This window comes from Streptomyces sp. NPDC015139 (assembly GCF_043079785.1).
GTDB classification, from domain to species: domain Bacteria; phylum Actinomycetota; class Actinomycetes; order Streptomycetales; family Streptomycetaceae; genus Streptomyces; species Streptomyces albidocamelliae.
Map to the genome: position 1 here is coordinate 105,256 of NZ_JBIBUW010000019.1, position 19,980 is coordinate 125,235.

Genomic DNA, 19,980 nt, shown 5'->3' on the forward strand with positions numbered 1-19,980 from the left:
GTCGGTTTAAAATTGCTTTTTTTGTCACTGTGCGAACTTTGTTATTGAGGGCCCCCCGGGGGGGGGGCGGGGGGGGGCCCCCCCCCGGGGGGGGGGGGGGGGGGCGGGCCCCCCCCCCCCCCCCGCCCACCCGTTGAGCAGGCCGTGTCGTCGCGGCCTACGAAACCACCGCCGTGTCGGGCGTGTTGGCGACCCGCTCGGCGCTCTCGTCGTCCCCGACGGCGATGCCGCGCCGCTTGGAGATGTACACGGAGACCACGATCACCAGGAGCGCGAGGACCGCGATCCCGATCCGGACACCCATGTTCTTGTCGTCGCCGTAGGAGAACTTGATCACCGCGGGCGCGATGAGCAGCGACACCAGGTTCATGACCTTCAGCAGCGGGTTGATCGCCGGTCCGGCGGTGTCCTTGAAGGGGTCACCGACCGTGTCGCCGATCACCGTGGCGGCGTGGGCCTCGCTGCCCTTGCCGCCGTGGTGGCCGTCCTCCACCAGTTTCTTGGCGTTGTCCCAGGCGCCACCGGAGTTGGCGAGGAACACCGCCATCAGCGTGCCCGCGCCGATCGCGCCGGCCAGGTAGGAGCCCAGCGAGCCGACGCCGAGCGTGAACCCGACGAAGATCGGTGCCATGACGGCGAGCAGACCTGGTGTGGCCAGCTCCCGCAGGGCGTCCTTGGTGCAGATGTCGACGACCTTGCCGTACTCGGGCGTCTCGCTGTAGTCCATGATCCCGGGCTTCTCCCGGAACTGCCGCCGCACCTCGAAGACCACCGAACCCGCCGAGCGGGACACGGCGTTGATGGCCAGTCCGGAGAAGAGGAAGACGACCGCGGCGCCCGCGATGAGGCCGACGAGGTTGTTGGGCTGCGAGATGTCCAGCGACAGGCTCAGCGGCGCTCCGGGCCCGCTCAGCTTCGCTCCGACGTCCTGCACGTTGGTGGTGATCGCGTCGCGGTACGACCCGAACAGCGCCGACGCGGCGAGTACGGCGGTGGCGATGGCGATGCCCTTGGTGATGGCCTTGGTCGTGTTGCCGACCGCGTCCAGGTTCGTGAGCACCTGCGCGCCCGCACCCTCGACGTCACCGGACATCTCGGCGATGCCCTGGGCGTTGTCGGAGACCGGCCCGAAGGTGTCCATGGCGACGATCACGCCGACCGTGGTGAGCAGACCGGTGCCGGCCAGGGCGACCGCGAACAGCGCCAGCATGATCGACGTGCCGCCGAGCAGGAACGCGCCGTACACCCCGAGCCCGATCAGCAGGGCGGTGTAGACGGCCGACTCCAGGCCCAGCGAGATGCCGGAGAGGACGACGGTCGCCGGGCCCGTGAGGGACGTCTTGCCGATGTCCCGGACCGGGCGGCGGTTGGTCTCGGTGAAGTAGCCGGTCAGCTGCTGGATGACGGCGGCCAGCAGGATGCCGATGGCCACCGCGACCAGCGCGAGGATCCGCGGGTCGCCGTCCTTGGCCTTGATGGCCGCGTCGGTGACGCCGCCGAGGTCCGCGTACGACGCCGGCAGGTAGACGAAGACCGCGACCGCCACCAGCACGAGGGAGATCACCGCGGAGATGAAGAAGCCGCGGTTGATCGCGCTCATGCCGCTGCGGTCGGAGCGCCGGGGGGCCACCGCGAAGATGCCGATCATCGCCGTGATCACGCCGATGGCGGGCACCAGCAGCGGGAAGGCCAGACCGGAGTCGCCGAAGGCGGCCTTGCCGAGGATGAGTGCGGCCACCAGGGTGACGGCGTACGACTCGAACAGGTCGGCCGCCATGCCCGCGCAGTCGCCGACGTTGTCGCCCACGTTGTCGGCGATGGTCGCGGCATTGCGCGGGTCGTCCTCCGGAATGCCCTGCTCGACCTTGCCGACCAGGTCGGCGCCGACGTCGGCGGCCTTGGTGAAGATGCCGCCGCCCACCCGCATGAACATCGCGATCAGGGCGGCGCCGAGGCCGAAGCCCTCCAGCACCTTCGGCGCGTCGGCCGCGTACACCAGCACCACGCAGGAGGCGCCCAGCAGGCCGAGGCCCACCGTGAACATGCCGACGACGCCGCCCGTGCGAAATGCGATCTTCATCGCGGTGTGCGAGACGGTGGTGAGATCTTTTTGGGGTTCGCCGGGAGCCGGAGTGGCTTCCCGGGCCGCGGCGGCGACACGCACATTGCTGCGCACGGCGAGCCACATGCCGATATAACCGGTGGCCGCTGAGAAAACGGCTCCGATCAGGAAGAACACCGACCGTCCGGCACGCTGATTCCAGTCGTCCGCGGGCAGCAGCAGGAGCAGGAAGAAGACGACGACGGCGAATACGCCGAGCGTGCGCAGCTGCCGGGCGAGGTACGCCTTGGCACCTTCCTGGACCGCCTCCGCGATCCGCTTCATGCTGTCGGTGCCCTCGCCGGCGGCCAGCACCTGGCGCACCAGGATCCCCGCGACCACGAGCGCGGCCAGGGCTACCGCCGCGATCACCGCCACGATGATCCTGTTGTCGTCGGTCAGTACCGCGGCAGCGAGATGTGTCGGGTGACCCAACTGATGAGGGGTAGAAAGCCCCGCCATTCGTCCTCCTTGACGCTTGGGCTGAGCTCAAGATGTGGACGGATTCTAGGTACCCGCGAGTGATCTAAACAGGGGACGGTAAACGGAATCAGCCTTCTCGTGCCCTTCAGCAAATGATCGAGGTCACGACGGGGAACCCGAAAGCGGTAATGCCCCAAAAGCATTGACGACCGCATTGGCTCTTGATCCAATTATCGGTCTATTGATCGTGAATTCCTTCACGAATTCCCGGGTGTCACCGAAAAACACCGAAGGGCCCTGCTCAGCAGGGCCCTGGGGGTCGTGAGGTGCCTGGCGGCTAGAGCGCGGCCGCGGCCGGCGGTGTGGCCGGCCAGGTCATACGGATCAGTCCGCCGTTGCGCCCGGTGGTCACCTCGACGTCGTCGACGAGGCCGCTGATGACCGCGAGGCCCATCTCGTCCTCCTCGGCCTCCACGTCACTCTCCTGGGCGCCCCCGGGCGTGTCGCCGCCCGCGGAGGCGTGCGGGGCCTCGTCGCCGACCTCGATGGAGAACTGTTTCTCGTCCTCGATCAGCGCCACCTTCACCGGAGACGTGATCTCGTGGCTCCGGTGCAGTCCCACGGCACGGGAGCAGGCCTCGCCGACGGCGAGCCGGACCTCGTCCAGCACCGCCTCGTCCACCCCGGCCCTGCGCGCCACCGCCGCCGCCACCAGACGGGCGGTCCTGACGTGCTCGGGCAGCGCGCTGAAGCGGAGTTCGACGGTGGCCATGCATCCCCCTCGCGGCTCGGGCGTGCGGTCGGGGGCGGGGCCGCCGAGGACCCGCACCCCCTGTGTACGTCTGTGTCCCGGGCCGCCACGTCTTGCGCGGCCCAGGACGGGACCGGCCGACGCCCGGGCCCCTCACGGAGCCCGACGCCGGCGAACGGCCCAGGGTCAGTCGGTGGCCGCCACCGCTTCCTCGACCGAGGTGTGGATCGGGAACACCTTGGTGAGGCCGGTGATACGGAAGATCTTGAGAATGCGCTCCTGGTTGCAGACCAGTCGCAGCGAGCCCTCGTGGGCACGCACTCGCTTCAGGCCGCCGACCAGCACGCCGAGACCGGTGGAGTCGAGGAAGTCCACGCCCTCCATGTCGACGACAAGATGGAAATTGCCGTCGTTCACCAGCTCGACCAGCTGCTCGCGCAGCTTGGGCGCGGTGTATACATCGATTTCGCCACCGACCTCGACGACCGTACGATCGCCGACGGTACGGGTCGACAGGGACAGGTCCACGGATCCTCCAGCACCTTGCTATCGAGCGGTCGCCCCTCGGGCACCTCGGCTTGCGGCCCCCGGGACGCAACGCCAGCCGCGATGGCATTCAATCACTTACCGGCAGGCGTGCACGACGCCTTGACTCCATTGTCCGTCACGTCAGTGACACACTCGGTGCCGATGGCCAAGAATCACCGATCCGATCGAACCCCGGCGGACCCGGCGTCCCGCCCGTCTCCGGGCACGGTCCTGGACCGCCTCGCCTCCGGGCCGAGCCGGTCTGCGCGCATCACTCATACGGAGCACTTGCCCCCGCGCGCGGGCCGCCATGCCGTCTGGCCAGACCGGATTCGCCCAGAAGTGATCGCGGCCGTGCAGGCGTGCGGCATCGAGCACCCGTGGGCCCATCAGGCCCGGGCCGCCGAGCACGCGCTGGACGGCGAATCGGTGGTCGTCGCCACCGGCACGGCCTCCGGCAAGTCCCTCGCCTACCTCGTCCCCGTCCTTTCCACCCTTCTGGACGGTTCCGAGGCGCCGAACGGACGCGGCGCCACGGCCCTGTACCTGTCCCCCACCAAGGCGCTCGCCGCTGACCAGTGCCGGTCGGTGAAGGAACTTTCACAACCTTTGGGCAATGCCGTTCGCCCAGCCGTGTACGACGGCGACACTCCGTTCGAGGAACGCGAGTGGGTCCGCCAGTACGCCAACTACGTCCTGACCAACCCCGACATGCTCCACCGCGGGATACTCCCGTCCCACCCGCGCTGGTCCTCCTTCCTGAAGTCGCTCCGGTACGTCGTCATCGACGAGTGCCACACCTACCGGGGCGTCTTCGGCTCGCACGTCGCCCAGGTGCTGCGCCGGCTGCGCCGCCTGTGCGCCCGCTACGGCTCCTCGCCGGTCTTCCTGCTGGCCTCGGCGACGGCCGCCGAGCCCGCCGTCGCCGCCCGGCGGCTGACCGGCCTTCCGGTGGTCGAGGTCGCCGACGACGCCTCCCCGCGCGGTGAGCTCGTCTTCGCCCTCTGGGAGCCCCCGCTCACCGAGCTGCACGGCGAGAAGGGCGCGCCCGTACGGCGGACCGCCACCGCCGAGACCGCCGACCTCCTGACCGACCTGACCGTGCAGGGCGTGCGCTCGGTCGCCTTCGTCCGCTCCCGGCGCGGCGCCGAGCTGATCTCGGTGATCGCCCAGGAGAAACTGGCCGAGGTCGACCGCTCCCTGGTCCGGCGTGTCGCGGCCTACCGGGGCGGTTACCTGCCCGAGGAGCGCCGGGCCCTGGAACGCGCCCTGCACTCCGGGGAACTCCTCGGTCTCGCGGCCACCACCGCCCTGGAGCTGGGCGTGGACGTCTCCGGCCTGGACGCGGTGGTGATCGCCGGATATCCGGGCACCCGCGCCTCCCTGTGGCAGCAGGCGGGCCGCGCGGGCCGCTCCGGACAGGGCGCCCTGGCCGTCATGGTGGCCCGCGACGACCCGCTGGACACCTTCCTGGTCCACCATCCCGAGGCGTTGTTCGACCGGCCGGTCGAATCCACCGTCCTCGACCCCGACAACCCCTACGTCCTCGCCCCGCACCTGTGCGCGGCCGCCGCCGAGATCCCGCTGACCGACGAGGACCTGGACCTCTTCGGCCCCGCCTGCGCGGATGTGCTGCCGCAGCTGGAGGCCGCGAAGCTGCTGCGCCGGCGGACGAAGGCCTGGCACTGGACGCGCCGGGAGCGGGCCGCCGACCTGACCGACATCCGCGGCGCCGGCGGCCGCCCGGTGCAGGTCGTCGAGACCGGCACCGGCCGCCTGCTCGGCACCGTCGACGCGGGCGCCGCGCACTCCACGGTCCACGAGGGCGCGGTCCACCTGCACCAGGGCCGCACCTATCTGGTGCGCACCCTGGACCTGGAGGACTCGGTGGCCCTCGTCGAACAGGCCGACCCGCCGTACTCGACGGTCGCCCGCGACACCACCGCGATCTCCATCCTGGAGACGGACACCGAGATCCCCTGGGGCTCCGGCCGCCTGTGCTTCGGGTCCGTCGAAGTCACCAACCAGGTCGTCTCCTACCTGCGCAGGCGCCTCATCACCGGTGAAGTGCTGGGCGAGACCAAACTCGACCTCCCTCCCCGCACGCTGCGCACCCGCGCGGTGTGGTGGACGGTCACCGAGGACCAGCTGGACGAGGCCCGGATCATCCCGGAGATCCTCGGCGGCTCCCTGCACGCCGCCGAACACGCCTCGATCGGCATGCTGCCCCTCTTCGCGACCTGCGACCGCTGGGACATCGGCGGCGTCTCGGTGCCGCTGCACCCGGACACCCTCCTGCCCACCGTCTTCGTCTACGACGGCCATCCCGGCGGCGCGGGCTTCGCGGAGCGCGCCTTCCACACCGCCCGTGCCTGGCTCGCCGCCACCCGGGAGGCCATCGCGTCCTGCGAGTGCGAGGCCGGCTGCCCGTCCTGCATCCAGTCCCCCAAGTGCGGCAACGGCAACGATCCGCTGCACAAGAGGGGCGCGGTCCGGCTCCTCACGGTGCTGCTCCGCGGTGCGCCCGAGGAGAAGGAGGGTCACGACCCTCAGGAGGGCCGGACGGGCCGCGAGGGCCCACTGAGTGAGGGTGCCGAGAGCCGGGAGGCCCCGGAACGAGAGTTCCCGAACCGAGAGGCCCCCGATCACGAAGCTCCTGATCTGGAGGCTCCGGACCCACGGCAGGTGCCGAACCGCTGATCGCGGGCGGTACGAGTGCTGCCGGTACGGGGCCCGCCGGGCCCGCTCTCGCCCGTACCTCCGCCGTGAACGGTCCTCCTCCCGAGGCCGCCGTCACGTCCGAGGTCTCGCCCACGATCGCGCACCGCAGAAGCCGCACCCGCTGGGCCAGCGCCAGCCGCTCGGCCCGGGCACAGGCCTCCGCGCCGCCCTCGGCCCAGTGGTCCGCCGCAGCAAGCGCCGCCAGATCCGCGCCACCGGCCGCCCGGTGCCGGACGACGACGGCCTGTCCCAGGGCGAGCACGGCACCGAACACCAGGCACAGCACGGCGATGGCCCCGAGACTCCAGACGGTCGCGGACCCTCGGTCGGCGGCCGCCCCAGCGGCGGGCTGCAACCCGGCGCGCCACCGCTGATCGTGCTGTCGGCCGGAAGGCACACGTCCCGAGGACGGATATCCGGAGGGCGGATGCCCAGGGGGCGGATACCCAGAGGGCCGACGGTTCGCAGGCCGCGGCCCGGAGACCTGGCGACCCGACCGCCACGCCTCAAGAGCCTCGCGCTCCTGGTAGTCCCTGCTCACCCAGTACCCCTCGCGCACCCCGCAGCCCGCGCGCCCCGCAGGAACTCTCACCGCTCCCCCTCCCGCGCCGCTCCCACCGTCTCCTCGGCCAGTGCCACGGCCTCCTCGCGCAACTCGACAGGCAGCCCGCCGAACAACGGTGGCCTGGCCACCACCGTCACCCGGACCCGGTCGCCCTCCCGGTCCACCGTGACCCGCGCCCCGTCCGGCGCCGCGTCCCGGGTCACCGTGACCACCGCGTCGACCGGATCCTGGCGGGCGGCGGCCCGGGCCCCCACGCGAGCCGCGTCCACGCACTGGATCCGCGCCGCCACCACGAGCAGCCCCCAGACCAGCGCCATCGTGAACGCCACCAGCACGGACAGCACCACGGCCGCCTCCGCGGTCACGAACCCGCGGTCCCTCCCCCGCTCACATCCGCGCACTGAGAGCCTTCTTCACGATGGCCTGCAGCTCCGCCCTGACCTGGCCGCTGGTGACGACCTCGTAGAGCAGCAACGCGAATCCGACGGCCGCGATGATCCCCATCGCGTACTCGGACGTGACCATCCCGGCGTCCCGTCGGCACCGACCGTCCGCTCCGCGCAACCGCGCCGCCGCTCGCCGGAACTTCCTGCTGATGATCTCGCTCATCCCAACCCCCGTGAGGTGCATGGTTCTTGTCCTTCCTGTGGTGATCCGCGTGCATGCGTTCGCTCGTCGTCGTGCGCCTACCTCCCTCCCATCACCCCGCCGGCCAGGCCGATCACGACAGGCACGACACCGATCGCGATGAAGGCCGGCAGGAAGCACAGCCCGACAGGCGCGGAGATCAGCACGGCCGCCCTGCGTGCCCGGACCGTTGCGGCGCGGGCCCAGTCCGCGCGTGCGTCCGAGGCGAGACGGGCGACCGGGCCGGCCGCCGGCAGCCCGGTCTCGTCGGCCCGCTCCAGCAGCCGGGCCAGGGCCATGGCGCCGGGCAGCGAGGCCAACCGGCGCCAGGAGTGGCCTGGCTCGCCGCCCAGCCGCACCTCCGCCGCGCCCCGCGCCAGTGCTTCGCCGACCGGGCCTCCGATGGCCTCCCCCACCGCCTGGGCGGCGACCACCGGACCGGCACCGGCCGCGATACAGGCGGCCAGCAGGTCGGCCGCGAGCGGAAGTTGGCGCGCGGACCCGGCGGTGTCGATCTCCTGGGTCCGCCCGGCCGACGCTCTGCGCTCGCGCCACCGCCACAGCACCGCGCCCACCACGAGCCCCAGCAGCACCCCGGCGACTCCGCCGACCAGCACCCAGGCACCGCCCGCCGCACCGACGAGCGGCAGGCACCTTCGCAGCCTGTCCGGCACCGCGAACGCCGCTCCGGGCGACGGCGCTTCGAGGCCCAGCAGGTCGGCCACCCGGCGCCGTACCCGCCGTCGCCGTCGCGCGATCTCCACGCGCCGGAGGCCCCAGCCGACAGCCGGCACCACGGCCCCGGCCATCCCCAGCCTGTGGACGAATTCCCCGCTCATTCCACCCTCCGTTTCCGTACGACCCGCCCGCTTCCCGACATCGCGGCCACCTCCACCACCCGAGGACCGGGCCGACCCCTTCCGCGCCACCCGTGAGCCCTCACACCGCTTCCGCCCCTCGCACGATCCGCGTCGCCCACCACGTCCCGGCCGCCTCCAGCACCGCGCCGGTCACCAGGCAGCCGAGGCCCGCGCCGGTGTGCAGGAGGACGTGCAGCGGGTCGGCGCCCATGGCAGTGCCCAGAAGCAGCCCCAGAGCGGGGAGGGCGGCCAGCACCACCGCGGTCGCACGGGCCCCGGACAACTGCGCGCGCAGGTCGGCACGTTGGTCCCGCTCGGCGCGCAGGGCCGCGTCCAGCCGGTCCAGACCGGCCGCCAGTCCCGCGCCCTGGTCCACGGCCACCCGCCAGCACGCGGCGAGCCCGCGAAGCCCCCCGGCGCCCGGCTGCCGGGCCGCCGCGGCCAGAGACCCGGGCACATCCCCACCGAACCGGGCGGCCGCGACCACGGCCGCCCGCGCTTCGCCGAGCCCGCCGGAGTCCCGCGCGGACCGCAGCAGTGCCTCACCGGGCTGCCGTCCCGCCCGCACCTCCCCGGCGAGGGCCCCGCACAGGGCGATCACCGCATCCGCCCGGCGCTCCCGGGCGGATGCGGCCCGGCGGGCCAGCCGCACTCGGCGCAGCACCGGCACCCCGGCCGCCCCCGCGACGACCGGAATCACCGACGCACCGAGCAGCGCGAGCAGCAGCCCGGCCGCGAGCGCCCACCACTCGGGCCCGAAACGGCCGGACAGCCGCCGCAGTTCGCCCAGAGCCCGCTTCCAGGAGGGCGGCCCGCTGGCCGCCGTCCCCCCGCCGGCCAGCAGCAGCCGCGCCCGCCGCATCCCGTAGTGCCGTTCGCCCAGCAGCCAGGCCAGCGTCCCCAGGCAGATCAGCGCCGCCGCCATCGACATCTCACCGGTCACTTCCGTCCCCGTCCTCACTCGCTCGTGAACCCGCCGGACATGCCCAGCAGATGCTCCAGCCGCTCCCAGCCGCGCTCCCGGGCGAAGGCCCGCTCGCCCCAGCGCAGTGCCGGCACCGTCCGCACCAGACCCGCGGCCTCCCGCTCCAGCACGTGCACCTCGGCGATCCGGCGCCGGCCGGACCGGTCCCGGACGAGGTGCAGCACCACGGAGAGGGCGGCCGACAACTGGCTGTGCAGTGCGGCCCGGTCGAGCCCGGCGGCCGTGGCCAGCGCTTCCAGGCGGGCCGGTACGTCCCCGGCGGCGTTGGCGTGGATCGTGCAGCAACCGCCCTCGTGGCCGGTGTTGAGCGCCGCGAGCAGGTGCACGACCTCCGGACCGCGCACCTCTCCGACGACCAGCCGGTCGGGCCGCATCCGCAGTGCCTGCCTGACGAGGTCCTCGAGGGTGACCAGGCCGGCGCCCTCCTGGTTCGCGGGACGGGTCTCCAGCCGTACGACGTGCCGGTGATTCGGCCGGAGTTCGGCGGAGTCCTCGGCGAGCACGATCCGTTCACCCGGGCCGACCAGCCCCAGCAGGGCGCTGAGCAGCGTCGTCTTGCCGCTTCCGGTGCCGCCGCTGACGAGGAAGGAGAGCCGGGCGTCCAGCAGTGCCCGCAGGATCACCTCGCCGCCCGGCGGCACGGTGCCCGCCTCCACCAGTTCCGCCAGGGTGAACGCCCGGGGCCGTACCACCCGCAGGGACAGACAGGTGCAGCCGACGGCGACCGGCGGCAGCACCGCGTGCAGCCGGGTCCCGTCGGGAAGCCGGGCGTCCGCCCACGGCCGGGCGTCGTCCAGCCGGCGTCCCGCCACGGCGGCCAGCCGCTGCGCGAGGCGTCGTACGGCCGCCGCATCGGGGAAGGTCACCGGGGTCAGCTCCAGGCCGCCCCCGCGGTCGACCCACACCCGGTCCGGTGCGGACACCAGGACGTCGGTGACGCCCGGGTCGGCGAGCAGCGGCTCCAGCGGGCCCGCGCCGACCAGCTCGCTCCTCAAGCGCCTCGCCGCCCCGAGGACCTCGGCATCGCCCAGCACCCGGCCCTGCTCACGGAGGGCCTGCGCCACCCGCGCGGGGGTGGGTTCGGCACCGCTCTCGGCCAGCCGGCGCCGGACACCGTCGAGCAGCGCCGCGCCGTCGGCCCGGTCGAGCCCGGGGAGCGTCATCGGACCCCTCCGGCCTCGGCCAGGGCACGCTCCCAGAAGTTCACGCAGAAGCGGGCGAGCGGGCCCCGTCCGGTGGCACCGGGTGGTTTCGCGCCGCCCTCGGGGCGCGACAGTGCCGGTTCGACCGGGATCTCGCCGGCCAGGGGCAGGTCGAGCAGACGGGCCACCCCGAGGTCGTCCAGACCGGGCGCGTACGGTCCGCGGACCGCCGCCCGCACATCGCGCACGACCATGGCGACGGCGGACGCGACCCGCCCGGCGGCCGCGATCCCCCGCAGCTCGGCGGGGACGACGAGCAGAGCCAGGTCGAGCTGCGCGAGGGCTTCGGCGACCCCGTCGTCGAGGCGGCGGGGCAGGTCGACCACGACGGTCCCGCCGCGCCGCCGGGCGGCGGCGAGGACCGCGCGCACCGCCTGGGGCGGAACGGCGACGCAGTCGCCGCGGTCCCAGCTGAGTACACGCAGGGCGTGCAGTTCCGGCAGCGATTCCTCCAGGGCGCCGCCGCCGAGCCGGCCCCGGGAGGCGGCGAAGGCGGGCCAGCGCAGCCCGTCGGCGCTCTCGCCGCCGAGGAGTACGTCGAGTCCGCCGCCGAGCGGATCGGCGTCCACGAGCAGGGTGCGCAGCCCCTCCCGCGCCGAGGTGACCGCGAGGGCGCAGGCCAGCGTGGACGCGCCGGCCCCGCCCCGGCCGCCGATCACCCCGACGGTGAGGGCCGGGCGGCCGACCCCCTCGGCGACGTCCGCGATGCGGTCGACCAGCCATTGCTCTCCGTCGGGAAGCATCAGGACGTGGTCGGCCCCGATCCCGACGGCGCGCTTCCACACCTCCGAGTCGTCCTGGTCGCGGCCGACCAGCACCACTCCGCGCCGCCGGGCGGCCCCGCGGATGCGGCGGGCGGCGTCGTCGCCGACCAGGACCAGCGGGGCCGCCTCCCAGCCGTCGCCGTGTTCCGGAACGCCGTGGTGGACCTCGGGCGTGGCGCCGGCCGCCGCGCACAGGCGCAGCAGATCGTCCAGCAGGTCGGCGTCCTCGGTGACGATGAGCGGACGTCCCGGCCGGCCCGCGCCGGTGGGCGGCGGGTCGTGGGTGACGATTCCGGTCACGTGTGTTCCCCCTTCGCTGCGTGGTCCGCGCAGCCCCTGCGGCCACGGGAATCCCGAAGATGTGAAGAACCGGCGAGCGGCCTCCATATGAGCGGCCGATAGGAACCGGCCAAACGCACTCCGGCAATCGGAACCGGCCATGAACTCGCCACAGCCGGGGTGCGCCGGAATCACGGTGCAGCGATCCGCGAAATCGTGTGGATCTTGGTCCAAAACGGTGGACAACCAGGGGGCTGTGAATATCGCCATCACCCATACCGGTGAGTCCTGTACGGGTCGCTGTGCGAGTTCCGCAGCGCAGCCCCGCGATTACCGTGAGTAACGAAACGCGGGCGTGCGGAAGCCGCGGCCGGTGCGCCACAGCGTCGGTCGCGGAGTTCTCCACAGAGCGGAGAGAGACGAGAAAACCCACCCGGACATGCGACGACCCCCGCCGGGGGGGGAGAGCGGGGGTCGTCCCCACGGCCGACTCGGGGGGGGAGGAGCCGGACCGGGTTAGCACGGTCGCGAACGATCCGTGACTTCCATGGTGTACCCGAGAGCCTTCTCAGGCAAACCCACGCGCCACACCTTACGCCGAATGGTGGGCGCCTATGCTCAGGGGCGTGGAAAACCACTCCTTGCCCCGCGCCGCAGCCTTCTTTGACCTGGACAAGACGGTCATTGCGAAGTCGAGCACGCTCACCTTCAGCAAGTCCTTCTACCAAGGAGGGCTGATCAACCGCAGGGCCGCACTGCGTACCGCATATGCCCAGTTCGTCTTCCTGGCCGGCGGCCTGGACCACGACGGCATGGAGCGTATGCGTGAGTATCTGTCCACCCTGTGCCGCGGCTGGAACGTCCAGCAGGTGCGGGAGATCGTCGCCGAGACCCTGCACGACCTGATCGACCCGATCATCTACGACGAGGCCGCCTCCCTCATCGAGGAACACCACATGGCCGGACGGGACGTGGTCATCGTGTCCACCTCGGGCGCCGAGGTGGTCGAGCCGATCGGTGAGCTGCTGGGTGCGGACCGGGTGGTCGCCACCCGCATGGTCGTCGGCGAGGACGGCTGCTTCACCGGTGAGGTGGAGTACTACGCCTATGGCCCGACCAAGGCGGAGGCGATCAGGGAGCTGGCCGCCTCGGAGGGCTACGACCTGGACCGCTGCTACGCCTACAGCGACTCCGCGACCGACCTGCCGATGCTCCAGGCGGTCGGGCACCCGCACGCCGTGAACCCGGACCGGTCACTGCGCCGCGAGGCGACCGCGCGCGGGTGGCCGGTGCTGGAGTTCCGCCGCCCGGTGCCGCTCAAGAAGCGGCTGCCCGGGTTCTCGGTCCCGCCCCGCCCGGCACTGGTCGCCATGGCGGCCGTGGGAGCGGCGGCGGCCACCGCGGGCCTCGTCTGGTACGCCAGCCGGCGGCGCAACACCGCCTGACCCCGGCGCCTCCCGCGCACGCCCCCGCGGTGCCCGCCCGGCACCCCGTCGAGGGGCGTCCGCTTCACCCCTGTTTGAACCCGAAAGTAAAGATGTGCGGGCAGGGGTTCCGCTTGCTCCGGGGTCGCGGTACAAAGAACTTAGGCCCGCGAGACCAAAGGACATCCGAGAGGATCACCTACCACTACGCACTTGGCCCCACGGACCCCGCATGGACATCGAGCACCCACGCGACGTCGACCCGTCGATTACGGGCCAGCCGCACCAGGTGACGGGCAAAGCACCCCGGCCTGATGGGCACATATCGAGGACGCTTGGTAACCCGGTGAGCATGCCAGCGGCGGTACGAGGACTCGTACCGCCGCAACCCTTTTCCGGGGAGTTTCCTCAGGCCGCGCCGCGCTGCAGCGCCTCGCACACCGCAGTGGACTCGCGCACTCCCAGCTCCACGGCCCTGCCGCAGTGGGCGATCCAGGCAGCCATGCCCTCCGGGGTGCCGGAGACGTAGCCGTCCAGTGCCGCCAGGTAGGAGGCGCGGCCCAGTTCGGCGTGCCCCACCTCGGCCGGGCAGACGGCCTTCGGGTCGAGACCGCTGCCGATCAGCACGATCCGCTCGGCCGCGCGCGCCACCAGGCCGTTGCGGGACGTGAAGGGGCGCAGCGCGAGCAGTTCGCCGTGCACGACGGCGGCCGTGACCAGGGCGGGCGCGGACGTGCCGGCGATGATCAGGTCCGCGAGCCCCTCGAGGCGGCCGGAGACCTCGGCGGCGTCCGGGAGCGGCAGCTCGATCAGCGGCTCGTCCACCGCCTCGCCGGCCTGACGTGGCCTGCCCACCCGCTCGTCGCCGTCCGCCGCGGCCACCAGGTGCAGCCGGGCCAGGACCCGGAGCGGGGACTGCCGCCAGATCGAGAGCAGCTGGCCGGCCTCGGCACCCAGGCGCAGGGCGGCACCGACGACACGGGCCTCGTCGTCGGAACCGAAGTCGGTACGCCGCCGCACCTCCTCCAGGGCCCAGTCGGCGCCGGACAGGGCGGCCGAACCGCGGGCCCCGCGCAGGGCCGCCTCGGAGGTGATCGCGTTGCTGCGGCGCCGCATGATCCGGTGCCCGTAGACCCGGTCCACGGCCTTGCGCACGGACTCCACGGATTCGGGCACGCCGGGCAGTGAGCCCAGGGCCGCGAGCGGATCGGCGGTCGCGCCTGTCGTACTCATGAGTACGACAGTACGCACCCCGTCGGCCGACCCCACGATGGAGTGGTCTTCTTCACCCCCCTTGCCACCCAGAGCTATCACCCGACTACGCTTGGTGAATATGAAAATTGCTTTCGTCGGGAAGGGCGGCAGCGGCAAGACCACGCTCTCCTCCCTCTTCGTCCGGCACCTCGTGGCCGCCGGCGCCCCGGTCGTCGCGATCGACGCGGACATCAACCAGCACCTCGGCCCCGCCCTCGGTCTCGACGAGACGGAGGCGGCCGCGCTGCCCGCGATGGGTGAACGGCTGCCGCAGATCAAGGAGCACCTGCGCGGCAGCAACCAGCGGATCACCTCGCCCTCGGCGATGATCAAGACCACCCCGCCCGGCGAGGGGTCGCGACTCGTCCGGGTGCGGGAGCCCAACCCGATCTACGACGCCTGCGCGCGCCCCGTGGAACTCGACGGCGGCGCCGTCCGCCTGATGGTCACCGGCCCCTTCACCGAAGCCGACCTGGGGGTCGCCTGCTACCACTCCAAGACGGGAGCGGTGGAGCTGTTCCTGAACCACCTCGTCGACGGATCCGACGAGTACGTGGTGGTCGACATGACCGCGGGTTCGGACTCCTTCGCCTCCGGGATGTTCACCCGGTTCGACATGACGTTCCTCGTCGCCGAGCCGACGCGGAAGGGGGTCTCCGTCTACCGCCAGTACAAGGAGTACGCCCGCGACTTCGGCGTCGCCCTGAAGGTCGTCGGCAACAAGATCCAGGAGCAGGACGACATCGACTTCCTGCGCGCGGAGGTCGGGGACGACCTGCTGGTGACGGTCGGGCGCTCGGACTGGGTGCGCGCCATGGAGAAGGGCCGCCCGCCCCGCTTCGACCTCCTGGAGGAGGCCAACGCCGGTGCCCTGCAGACCCTGCGCGCCACCGCCGACGCCACGTACGCCCTGCGCGACTGGGAGCGGTACACCCGCCAGATGGTGCACTTCCACCTGCGCAACGCCGAGGCGTGGGGCAACGAGCGCACCGGGGCCGACCTGGCGGCGCAGGTCGACCCCGGGTTCGTGCTCCGCGAGGGCGTGGCGGCCGCGGTCTGACGCCTACTGCCTGACGGCCGGCGCCCCGGGGACGCCCTTGGGCGCCGGGGCCGGGCGGCCGGAGAGGAAGGACGCCCAGCCCTGCCGGGGCGCCTCGCCCACCTTGAGGGTGCGCATCTTCTGCAGCGTCCCCGGGTCCTGGGCGTCCAGCCAGTCGGCCAGCTGGTGGAAGGACACGCAGCGCACGTCGGGCTTGTTGCACACCTCCCGTACGACCTCCTCGACGGCGCGCATGTAGGTGCCGCCGTTCCAGGACTCGAAGTGGTTGCCGATGACCAGGGGCGCGCGGTTGCCGTCATAGGCCCGGTAGAAGCCCTTGATCAGGCCGTCGCGCATCTGGTCGCCCCAGTAGTCGTACATGTCCGGGTCGCCCTGGGTCTCGGTGCCGGACTGGCTCGCCATGAAGTTGTAGTCCATGGTCAGCTGCTCGAAGGTGTGGCCGGGGAAGGGCACCAGCTGCATGGACAGATCCCACAGCCCCTCCTTCTTCTTGGGCCAGAGCTGGTCGTCGACCCCGCTGGAGTCGTAGCGGAAGCCGAGCCGGCGGGCGGCCTCGGTGAAGTTCTTCCGCCCTTCGAGGCAGGGGGTGCGGGCGCCGATCAGCTCCTTGTCGTAGTCGAAGGGCAGGGCCGCGGCCTGCGTCATGCCGGTGTTGGTCTTCCAGTTCTTGACGAACTGCTTGGCCTGGGCGATCTCGCTCTTCCACTCGTCCACCGACCAGGTGCCGACGCCGCCCTCGGGCCCGCAGAAGTGGCCGTTGAAGTGGGTGCCGATCTCGTTGCCCTCCAGCCAGGCCAGTCGTACCTGCTTGAGGGTGTCGGCGATGCCCTGCTCGTCGTTGAAGCCGATGTCGGAGCTGCCCGGTGAGTGCTGCGGCGGCTTGTACAGGTTCCGCTTCTCCTTGGGGAGCATGTACACGCCGCTGAGGAAGTACGTCATGGTCGCGTGGTTCTCCTTGGCGACCTTGCGGAAGTGCGAGAACAGCTTCTGGCTGTCCTCACCCGCGCCGTCCCAGGAGAACACGACGAACTGGGGCGGCTTCTGACCGGGCTTCAGCCGTTCGGGTCGGGGCAGGTGCGGCTGGGTACCGGTGTAGGCGGTGGATCCGTCGCCGATCAGCCGGACCAGACTCTGGGGTGCGGGCGCCCCTTTCGGTCCCGACACCCCTTCCTTCGACGCGTTGGAGCCGGTCGCGCAGCCGGCGAGCGACGCGGCACAGGCCGCGGCGACCGTGGCGCCGACGGCGATCCTCTGGGTGGCGGCCATGTTCCGCCCACCTTCTTCCTTCTCTCAGGCACACGCTGACCCTGGGTCATTTCTGCGCGTGTGCCGGGCTTGCACCGACAGCGCCGCCAAGGTCGCACGGGACCGAGAAGGAATTAGTACGACAAGCCGATCAAATGATTACTTCGCTCAGCTGGGTGATCGAATGCGCCATTTGCCCCGTAAAGTTATGCATTGTCTTTACGTGGCATTACGGTTCATTTACCGAGCGTTGATCCATCCCGCCGCTGCACGCCGTGACCCACGGCCGCGACCGAGCCCCACCCATGGACGGGGGCCCCATCCAGTCCGCGACCGCGCCGCCCCGGAGGAGACGGGAACATGTCATCAGCCTGCGCACCCCCTCACACCGAGCACTCCCCGCCACCGCCCGACCCCGCACCGGGGCGCCGCCGCCTCGCGGTCGAGGGCGCCGACGTGTCCGCGGCCGTCGCGGTCTTCCTGATCGCCCTGCCGCTGTCCCTCGGTATCGCCCTCGCCACCGGCGCCCCGCTCCAGGCCGGCCTGGTCGCCGCCGCCGTGGGCGGAATCGTCGCCGGCCGGATCGGCGGCTGCCCGCTGCAGGTCAGCGGGCCCGCCGCCGGACTCACCGTCGTCACCGCGGACCTGATCCACCAGTACGGCTGGCGGGCCACCTGCGGCATCACCGTCCTCGCCGGTCTCGCCCAGCTCGGCCTCGGCTGTCTGCGCGTGGCACGCGGCGCGCTCGCCGTCAGCCCGGCCGTGGTGCACGGCATGCTCGCCGGCATCGGCATCACCATCGCCGTGGCCCAGCTGCACATCGTCCTCGGCGGCAGTCCGGACAGCTCCGTCCTCGCCAACCTGCGCGCACTGCCGGCCCAGTTGGCCCGCGTACAGCCTGCCGCCGTGTTCGTGAGCGTGCTGACGCTGGCCCTGCTGCTGGCTTGGCCGCGTCTGCCCGGCCGCGTCGGACGGGGGCTGCGCAAGGTGCCGGCCGCACTCGTCGCGGTCGCCGGGGCCACCGGGACCGCCGCCCTGACCGGGCTGTCCCTGCCCCGGGTCGGCCTGCCGTCCTGGAGCAGCCACGCGCTGGCCGGGCTGCCCGACGGCCCGGTGCTCGGCCTCGTGGCCGCCGTGCTCACCACCACCCTGGTGTGCAGCGTGCAGTCGCTGCTCGGCGCGGTGGCCGTGGACAAGCTGGTCGCGGCGCGGCCCGGCGCCCAGTCCCGCGTCGGCCGGTCCGACCTGGACCGGGAACTGCTGGGCCAGGGTGCCGCCAACATCCTCTCCGGGGCACTCGGCGGACTGCCGGTCGCGGGGGTGGCCGTGCGCAGCACGGCGAATGTGAACGCGGGTGCCGTCAGCCGGAACTCCACGATGCTGCACGGCGTTCTCGTAGTGGCGGCCGCGCTGCTGATGGTCCCGCTCCTGGAGGCGATCCCGCTCGCCTCCCTCGCCGCCCTGGTGATGGCCGTCGGCATCCAGATGGTGTCCCTGCACCACATCCGCACGGTGACGCGCCACCGCGAGGTGCCGGTCTACGTCGTGACCACCCTCGGCGTGGTGTCCTTCGGCGTCCTGGAGGGCGTGCTCCTCGGGGTCGCCGTGGCGGTCGCCGTCGCCCTGCACCGCCTCACCCGCACCCGCATCACCCACGAAGAGACGAAGGGAGTCCATCACGTACGCGTTCGGGGCCAGTTGACGTTCCTCGCCGTTCCCCGGCTCAGCAGAGCCCTGCATCTCGTACCCCAAGGCGCCCACGCCGTCGTGGAACTGAGCGGGTCGTTCATGGACCACGCGGCGTACGAGTCACTGCAGGACTGGCGCAACACCCACACCGCACGGGGCGGCACGGCCGAGCTGTCGGGCCGGCGCGGGGGAATCCGGACCGCCGAGCCGGCCACCCACGCCGGGTGCCGGTGCGGCCCCTGGACGCCCTGGCGCAACCATCAGTCCTGCGCCGCGGGGACGCAGAGTGCCCACGCGCCGGAAGGGCGCGCGGCGAGGGGGGAGCTGGCCCGCGGCATCAGCTCGTTCCAGCGGAACACCGCGCCGCTGGTGCGCAAGGAGCTGGCGCGGCTCGCCCGGGAGGGTCAGCAGCCCTCCCAGCTCTTCCTCACCTGCGCTGATTCCCGGCTCATCACGTCGATGATCACCGCCAGTGGTCCCGGCGATCTGTTCGTCGTCCGCAACGTCGGCAATCTGGTCCCGCCGCCGGGCGAGGAGCACGGCGACGACTCGGTCGCGGCGGCCATCGAGTACGCGGTGGACGTACTGGGGGTGCGCTCCATCACCGTGTGCGGGCACTCCGGTTGCGGGGCGATGCACGCGCTGCTGGCCGCGCAGACCACGGACGGGGACACGGACGCGGGCACCACGGAAGCGGGCACCGCTGCCGGGGACAGCGCCGGCACCGGCGCCACGGACGCGGGCCGCACGGGCGGTGTCGGCTCGGACGGTGTCGGCTCGGACGGTGTCGGCTCGGACGGTGTCGGCTCGGACGGTGTCCGCTCGGGCGAGGGCGGTGTCGGCGTGGACAGTGCGGGCGGGGGCGCCGTCGGTGGTGACACCCCGCTGCAGCGCTGGCTGCGGCACGGTCTGCCGAGCCTCGCGCGGCTGGCCGGAGACCGCCGCGCCCGGCCCCGGCTGGCCGGGCGGGCGACCGCGGACGCGGTGGAGGAGCTGTGCCTGACCAATGTGGTCCAGCAGCTGGATCATCTGCGGGCGCACCCGACCGTCGCCCGGGCGCTGGCCGGCGGCGGTCTGGAGCTGCACGGAATGTACTTCCACGTGGGCGAGGCGCAGGCGTATCTGCTGACGGGAACGGAAGGGGGCAGGGTGTTCGAGGGCGTCACGGAGGACCCTCCGGCGGGGGTCGCCCCGGGAGCGGGGGCGGGCTTCGAACACGGCGTGGAGGGGAACGTGGAAGGGGCCGCCGAGCAGGAGGAGGAGGCACGCAGTCCGGCGTGAGCGGTGGACCGCCGGACAGGTCTAAACCAATTTTTCCGTCGACCCTTGTCATCGCACCCCCGCGTCTGATGAGCTGTGGCCTGGGACACAACGGACACCCTTGGAAAGGGAGATGTCGTGAGCAACGAGAGCCTGGCCAACCTGCTCAAGGAAGAACGCAGGTTCGCGCCGCCCGCCGACCTGGCCGCGCACGCCAATGTCACCGCGGAGGCGTACGAACA

15 protein-coding genes and 1 pseudogene are annotated in these 19,980 nt (G+C 72.3%); 4 read left to right on the top strand and 12 right to left on the bottom strand.

The features are described from left to right. Positions 1-157: 157 nt before the first annotated feature. The 3 genes from ACF08B_RS34950 to bldG all read right to left on the bottom strand — a co-directional run bounded on the left by ACF08B_RS34950 (position 158) and on the right by bldG (position 3,803). Positions 158-2,563 (bottom strand): sodium-translocating pyrophosphatase, encoded by a 2,406-nt coding sequence (locus ACF08B_RS34950; RefSeq protein WP_392321056.1) that lies wholly within the window; start codon positions 2,561-2,563, stop codon positions 158-160. 298 nt (positions 2,564-2,861) lie between these two features. Further along, the gene (locus tag ACF08B_RS34955) at positions 2,862-3,296 is read right to left on the bottom strand and encodes an ATP-binding protein (protein ID WP_392321057.1); all 435 of its coding nucleotides are present in this window, start codon (positions 3,294-3,296) and stop codon (positions 2,862-2,864) included. Positions 3,297-3,461: 165 nt separating this feature from the next. Further along, positions 3,462-3,803, bottom strand: coding sequence for an anti-sigma factor antagonist BldG (gene bldG, locus ACF08B_RS34960; RefSeq protein WP_010986038.1), 342 nt, complete (start codon positions 3,801-3,803; stop codon positions 3,462-3,464). 81 nt (positions 3,804-3,884) lie between these two features. On the opposite strand from bldG, the gene ACF08B_RS34965 reads away from it, so the two are divergent. Next, positions 3,885-6,503: a DEAD/DEAH box helicase gene (locus ACF08B_RS34965; protein WP_392321058.1), complete on the top strand. Its 2,619-nt coding sequence runs from the start codon at positions 3,885-3,887 to the stop codon at positions 6,501-6,503. A gap of 1 nt (position 6,504) precedes the next feature. On the opposite strand, the pseudogene ACF08B_RS34970 reads toward ACF08B_RS34965, so the two are convergent. The 7 genes and pseudogenes from ACF08B_RS34970 to ssd form a co-directional block, all read right to left on the bottom strand. Continuing rightward, positions 6,505-6,879 (bottom strand): annotated as a pseudogene (locus tag ACF08B_RS34970) (Rv3654c family TadE-like protein); the annotation flags it as partial. A gap of 233 nt (positions 6,880-7,112) precedes the next feature. Next, entirely contained in the window at positions 7,113-7,454 is a 342-nt protein-coding gene (locus ACF08B_RS34975; protein ID WP_392321059.1) for a TadE family type IV pilus minor pilin, read from the bottom strand. A gap of 22 nt (positions 7,455-7,476) precedes the next feature. Continuing rightward, on the bottom strand, positions 7,477-7,698 hold the full coding sequence (locus ACF08B_RS34980; protein ID WP_392321060.1) for a DUF4244 domain-containing protein: 222 nt from the start codon (positions 7,696-7,698) through the stop codon (positions 7,477-7,479). A gap of 77 nt (positions 7,699-7,775) precedes the next feature. Next, a complete protein-coding gene (locus tag ACF08B_RS34985; protein WP_392321061.1) occupies positions 7,776-8,555 on the bottom strand; it encodes a type II secretion system F family protein in 780 nt (259 codons plus the stop codon). Between the two features lie 100 nt (positions 8,556-8,655). Next, on the bottom strand, positions 8,656-9,501 hold the full coding sequence (locus ACF08B_RS34990) for a type II secretion system F family protein (protein ID WP_392321074.1): 846 nt from the start codon (positions 9,499-9,501) through the stop codon (positions 8,656-8,658). A gap of 32 nt (positions 9,502-9,533) precedes the next feature. Next, positions 9,534-10,724, bottom strand: a complete 1,191-nt coding sequence (locus ACF08B_RS34995) for a TadA family conjugal transfer-associated ATPase (protein WP_392321062.1) — start codon at positions 10,722-10,724, stop codon at positions 9,534-9,536. Beyond that, entirely contained in the window at positions 10,721-11,827 is a 1,107-nt protein-coding gene (gene ssd, locus ACF08B_RS35000) for a septum site-determining protein Ssd (RefSeq protein ID WP_392321063.1), read from the bottom strand. The genes ACF08B_RS34995 and ssd overlap by 4 nt, the downstream gene beginning before the upstream one ends. Before the next feature lie 593 nt (positions 11,828-12,420). On the opposite strand from ssd, the gene ACF08B_RS35005 reads away from it, so the two are divergent. Next, on the top strand, positions 12,421-13,251 hold the full coding sequence (locus ACF08B_RS35005) for an HAD family hydrolase (RefSeq protein WP_392321064.1): 831 nt from the start codon (positions 12,421-12,423) through the stop codon (positions 13,249-13,251). 387 nt (positions 13,252-13,638) lie between these two features. On the opposite strand, the gene ACF08B_RS35010 is transcribed toward ACF08B_RS35005, so the two are convergent. Then, the gene (locus tag ACF08B_RS35010; protein ID WP_392321065.1) at positions 13,639-14,463 is read right to left on the bottom strand and encodes an oxidoreductase; all 825 of its coding nucleotides are present in this window, start codon (positions 14,461-14,463) and stop codon (positions 13,639-13,641) included. Between the two features lie 100 nt (positions 14,464-14,563). Here ACF08B_RS35010 and ACF08B_RS35015 point away from each other — a divergent pair, with 100 nt between their 5' ends. Continuing rightward, a complete protein-coding gene (locus ACF08B_RS35015) occupies positions 14,564-15,544 on the top strand; it encodes an ATP-binding protein (protein ID WP_392321066.1) in 981 nt (326 codons plus the stop codon). Between the two features lie 3 nt (positions 15,545-15,547). Here the strand turns inward: ACF08B_RS35015 and ACF08B_RS35020 are convergent, their stop codons facing one another. Next, on the bottom strand, positions 15,548-16,810 hold the full coding sequence (locus ACF08B_RS35020; protein ID WP_392321067.1) for a hypothetical protein: 1,263 nt from the start codon (positions 16,808-16,810) through the stop codon (positions 15,548-15,550). A gap of 339 nt (positions 16,811-17,149) precedes the next feature. On the opposite strand from ACF08B_RS35020, the gene ACF08B_RS35025 reads away from it, so the two are divergent. Next, the gene (locus tag ACF08B_RS35025; protein WP_392321068.1) at positions 17,150-19,759 is read left to right on the top strand and encodes a bifunctional SulP family inorganic anion transporter/carbonic anhydrase; all 2,610 of its coding nucleotides are present in this window, start codon (positions 17,150-17,152) and stop codon (positions 19,757-19,759) included. Positions 19,760-19,980 lie beyond the last annotated feature (221 nt).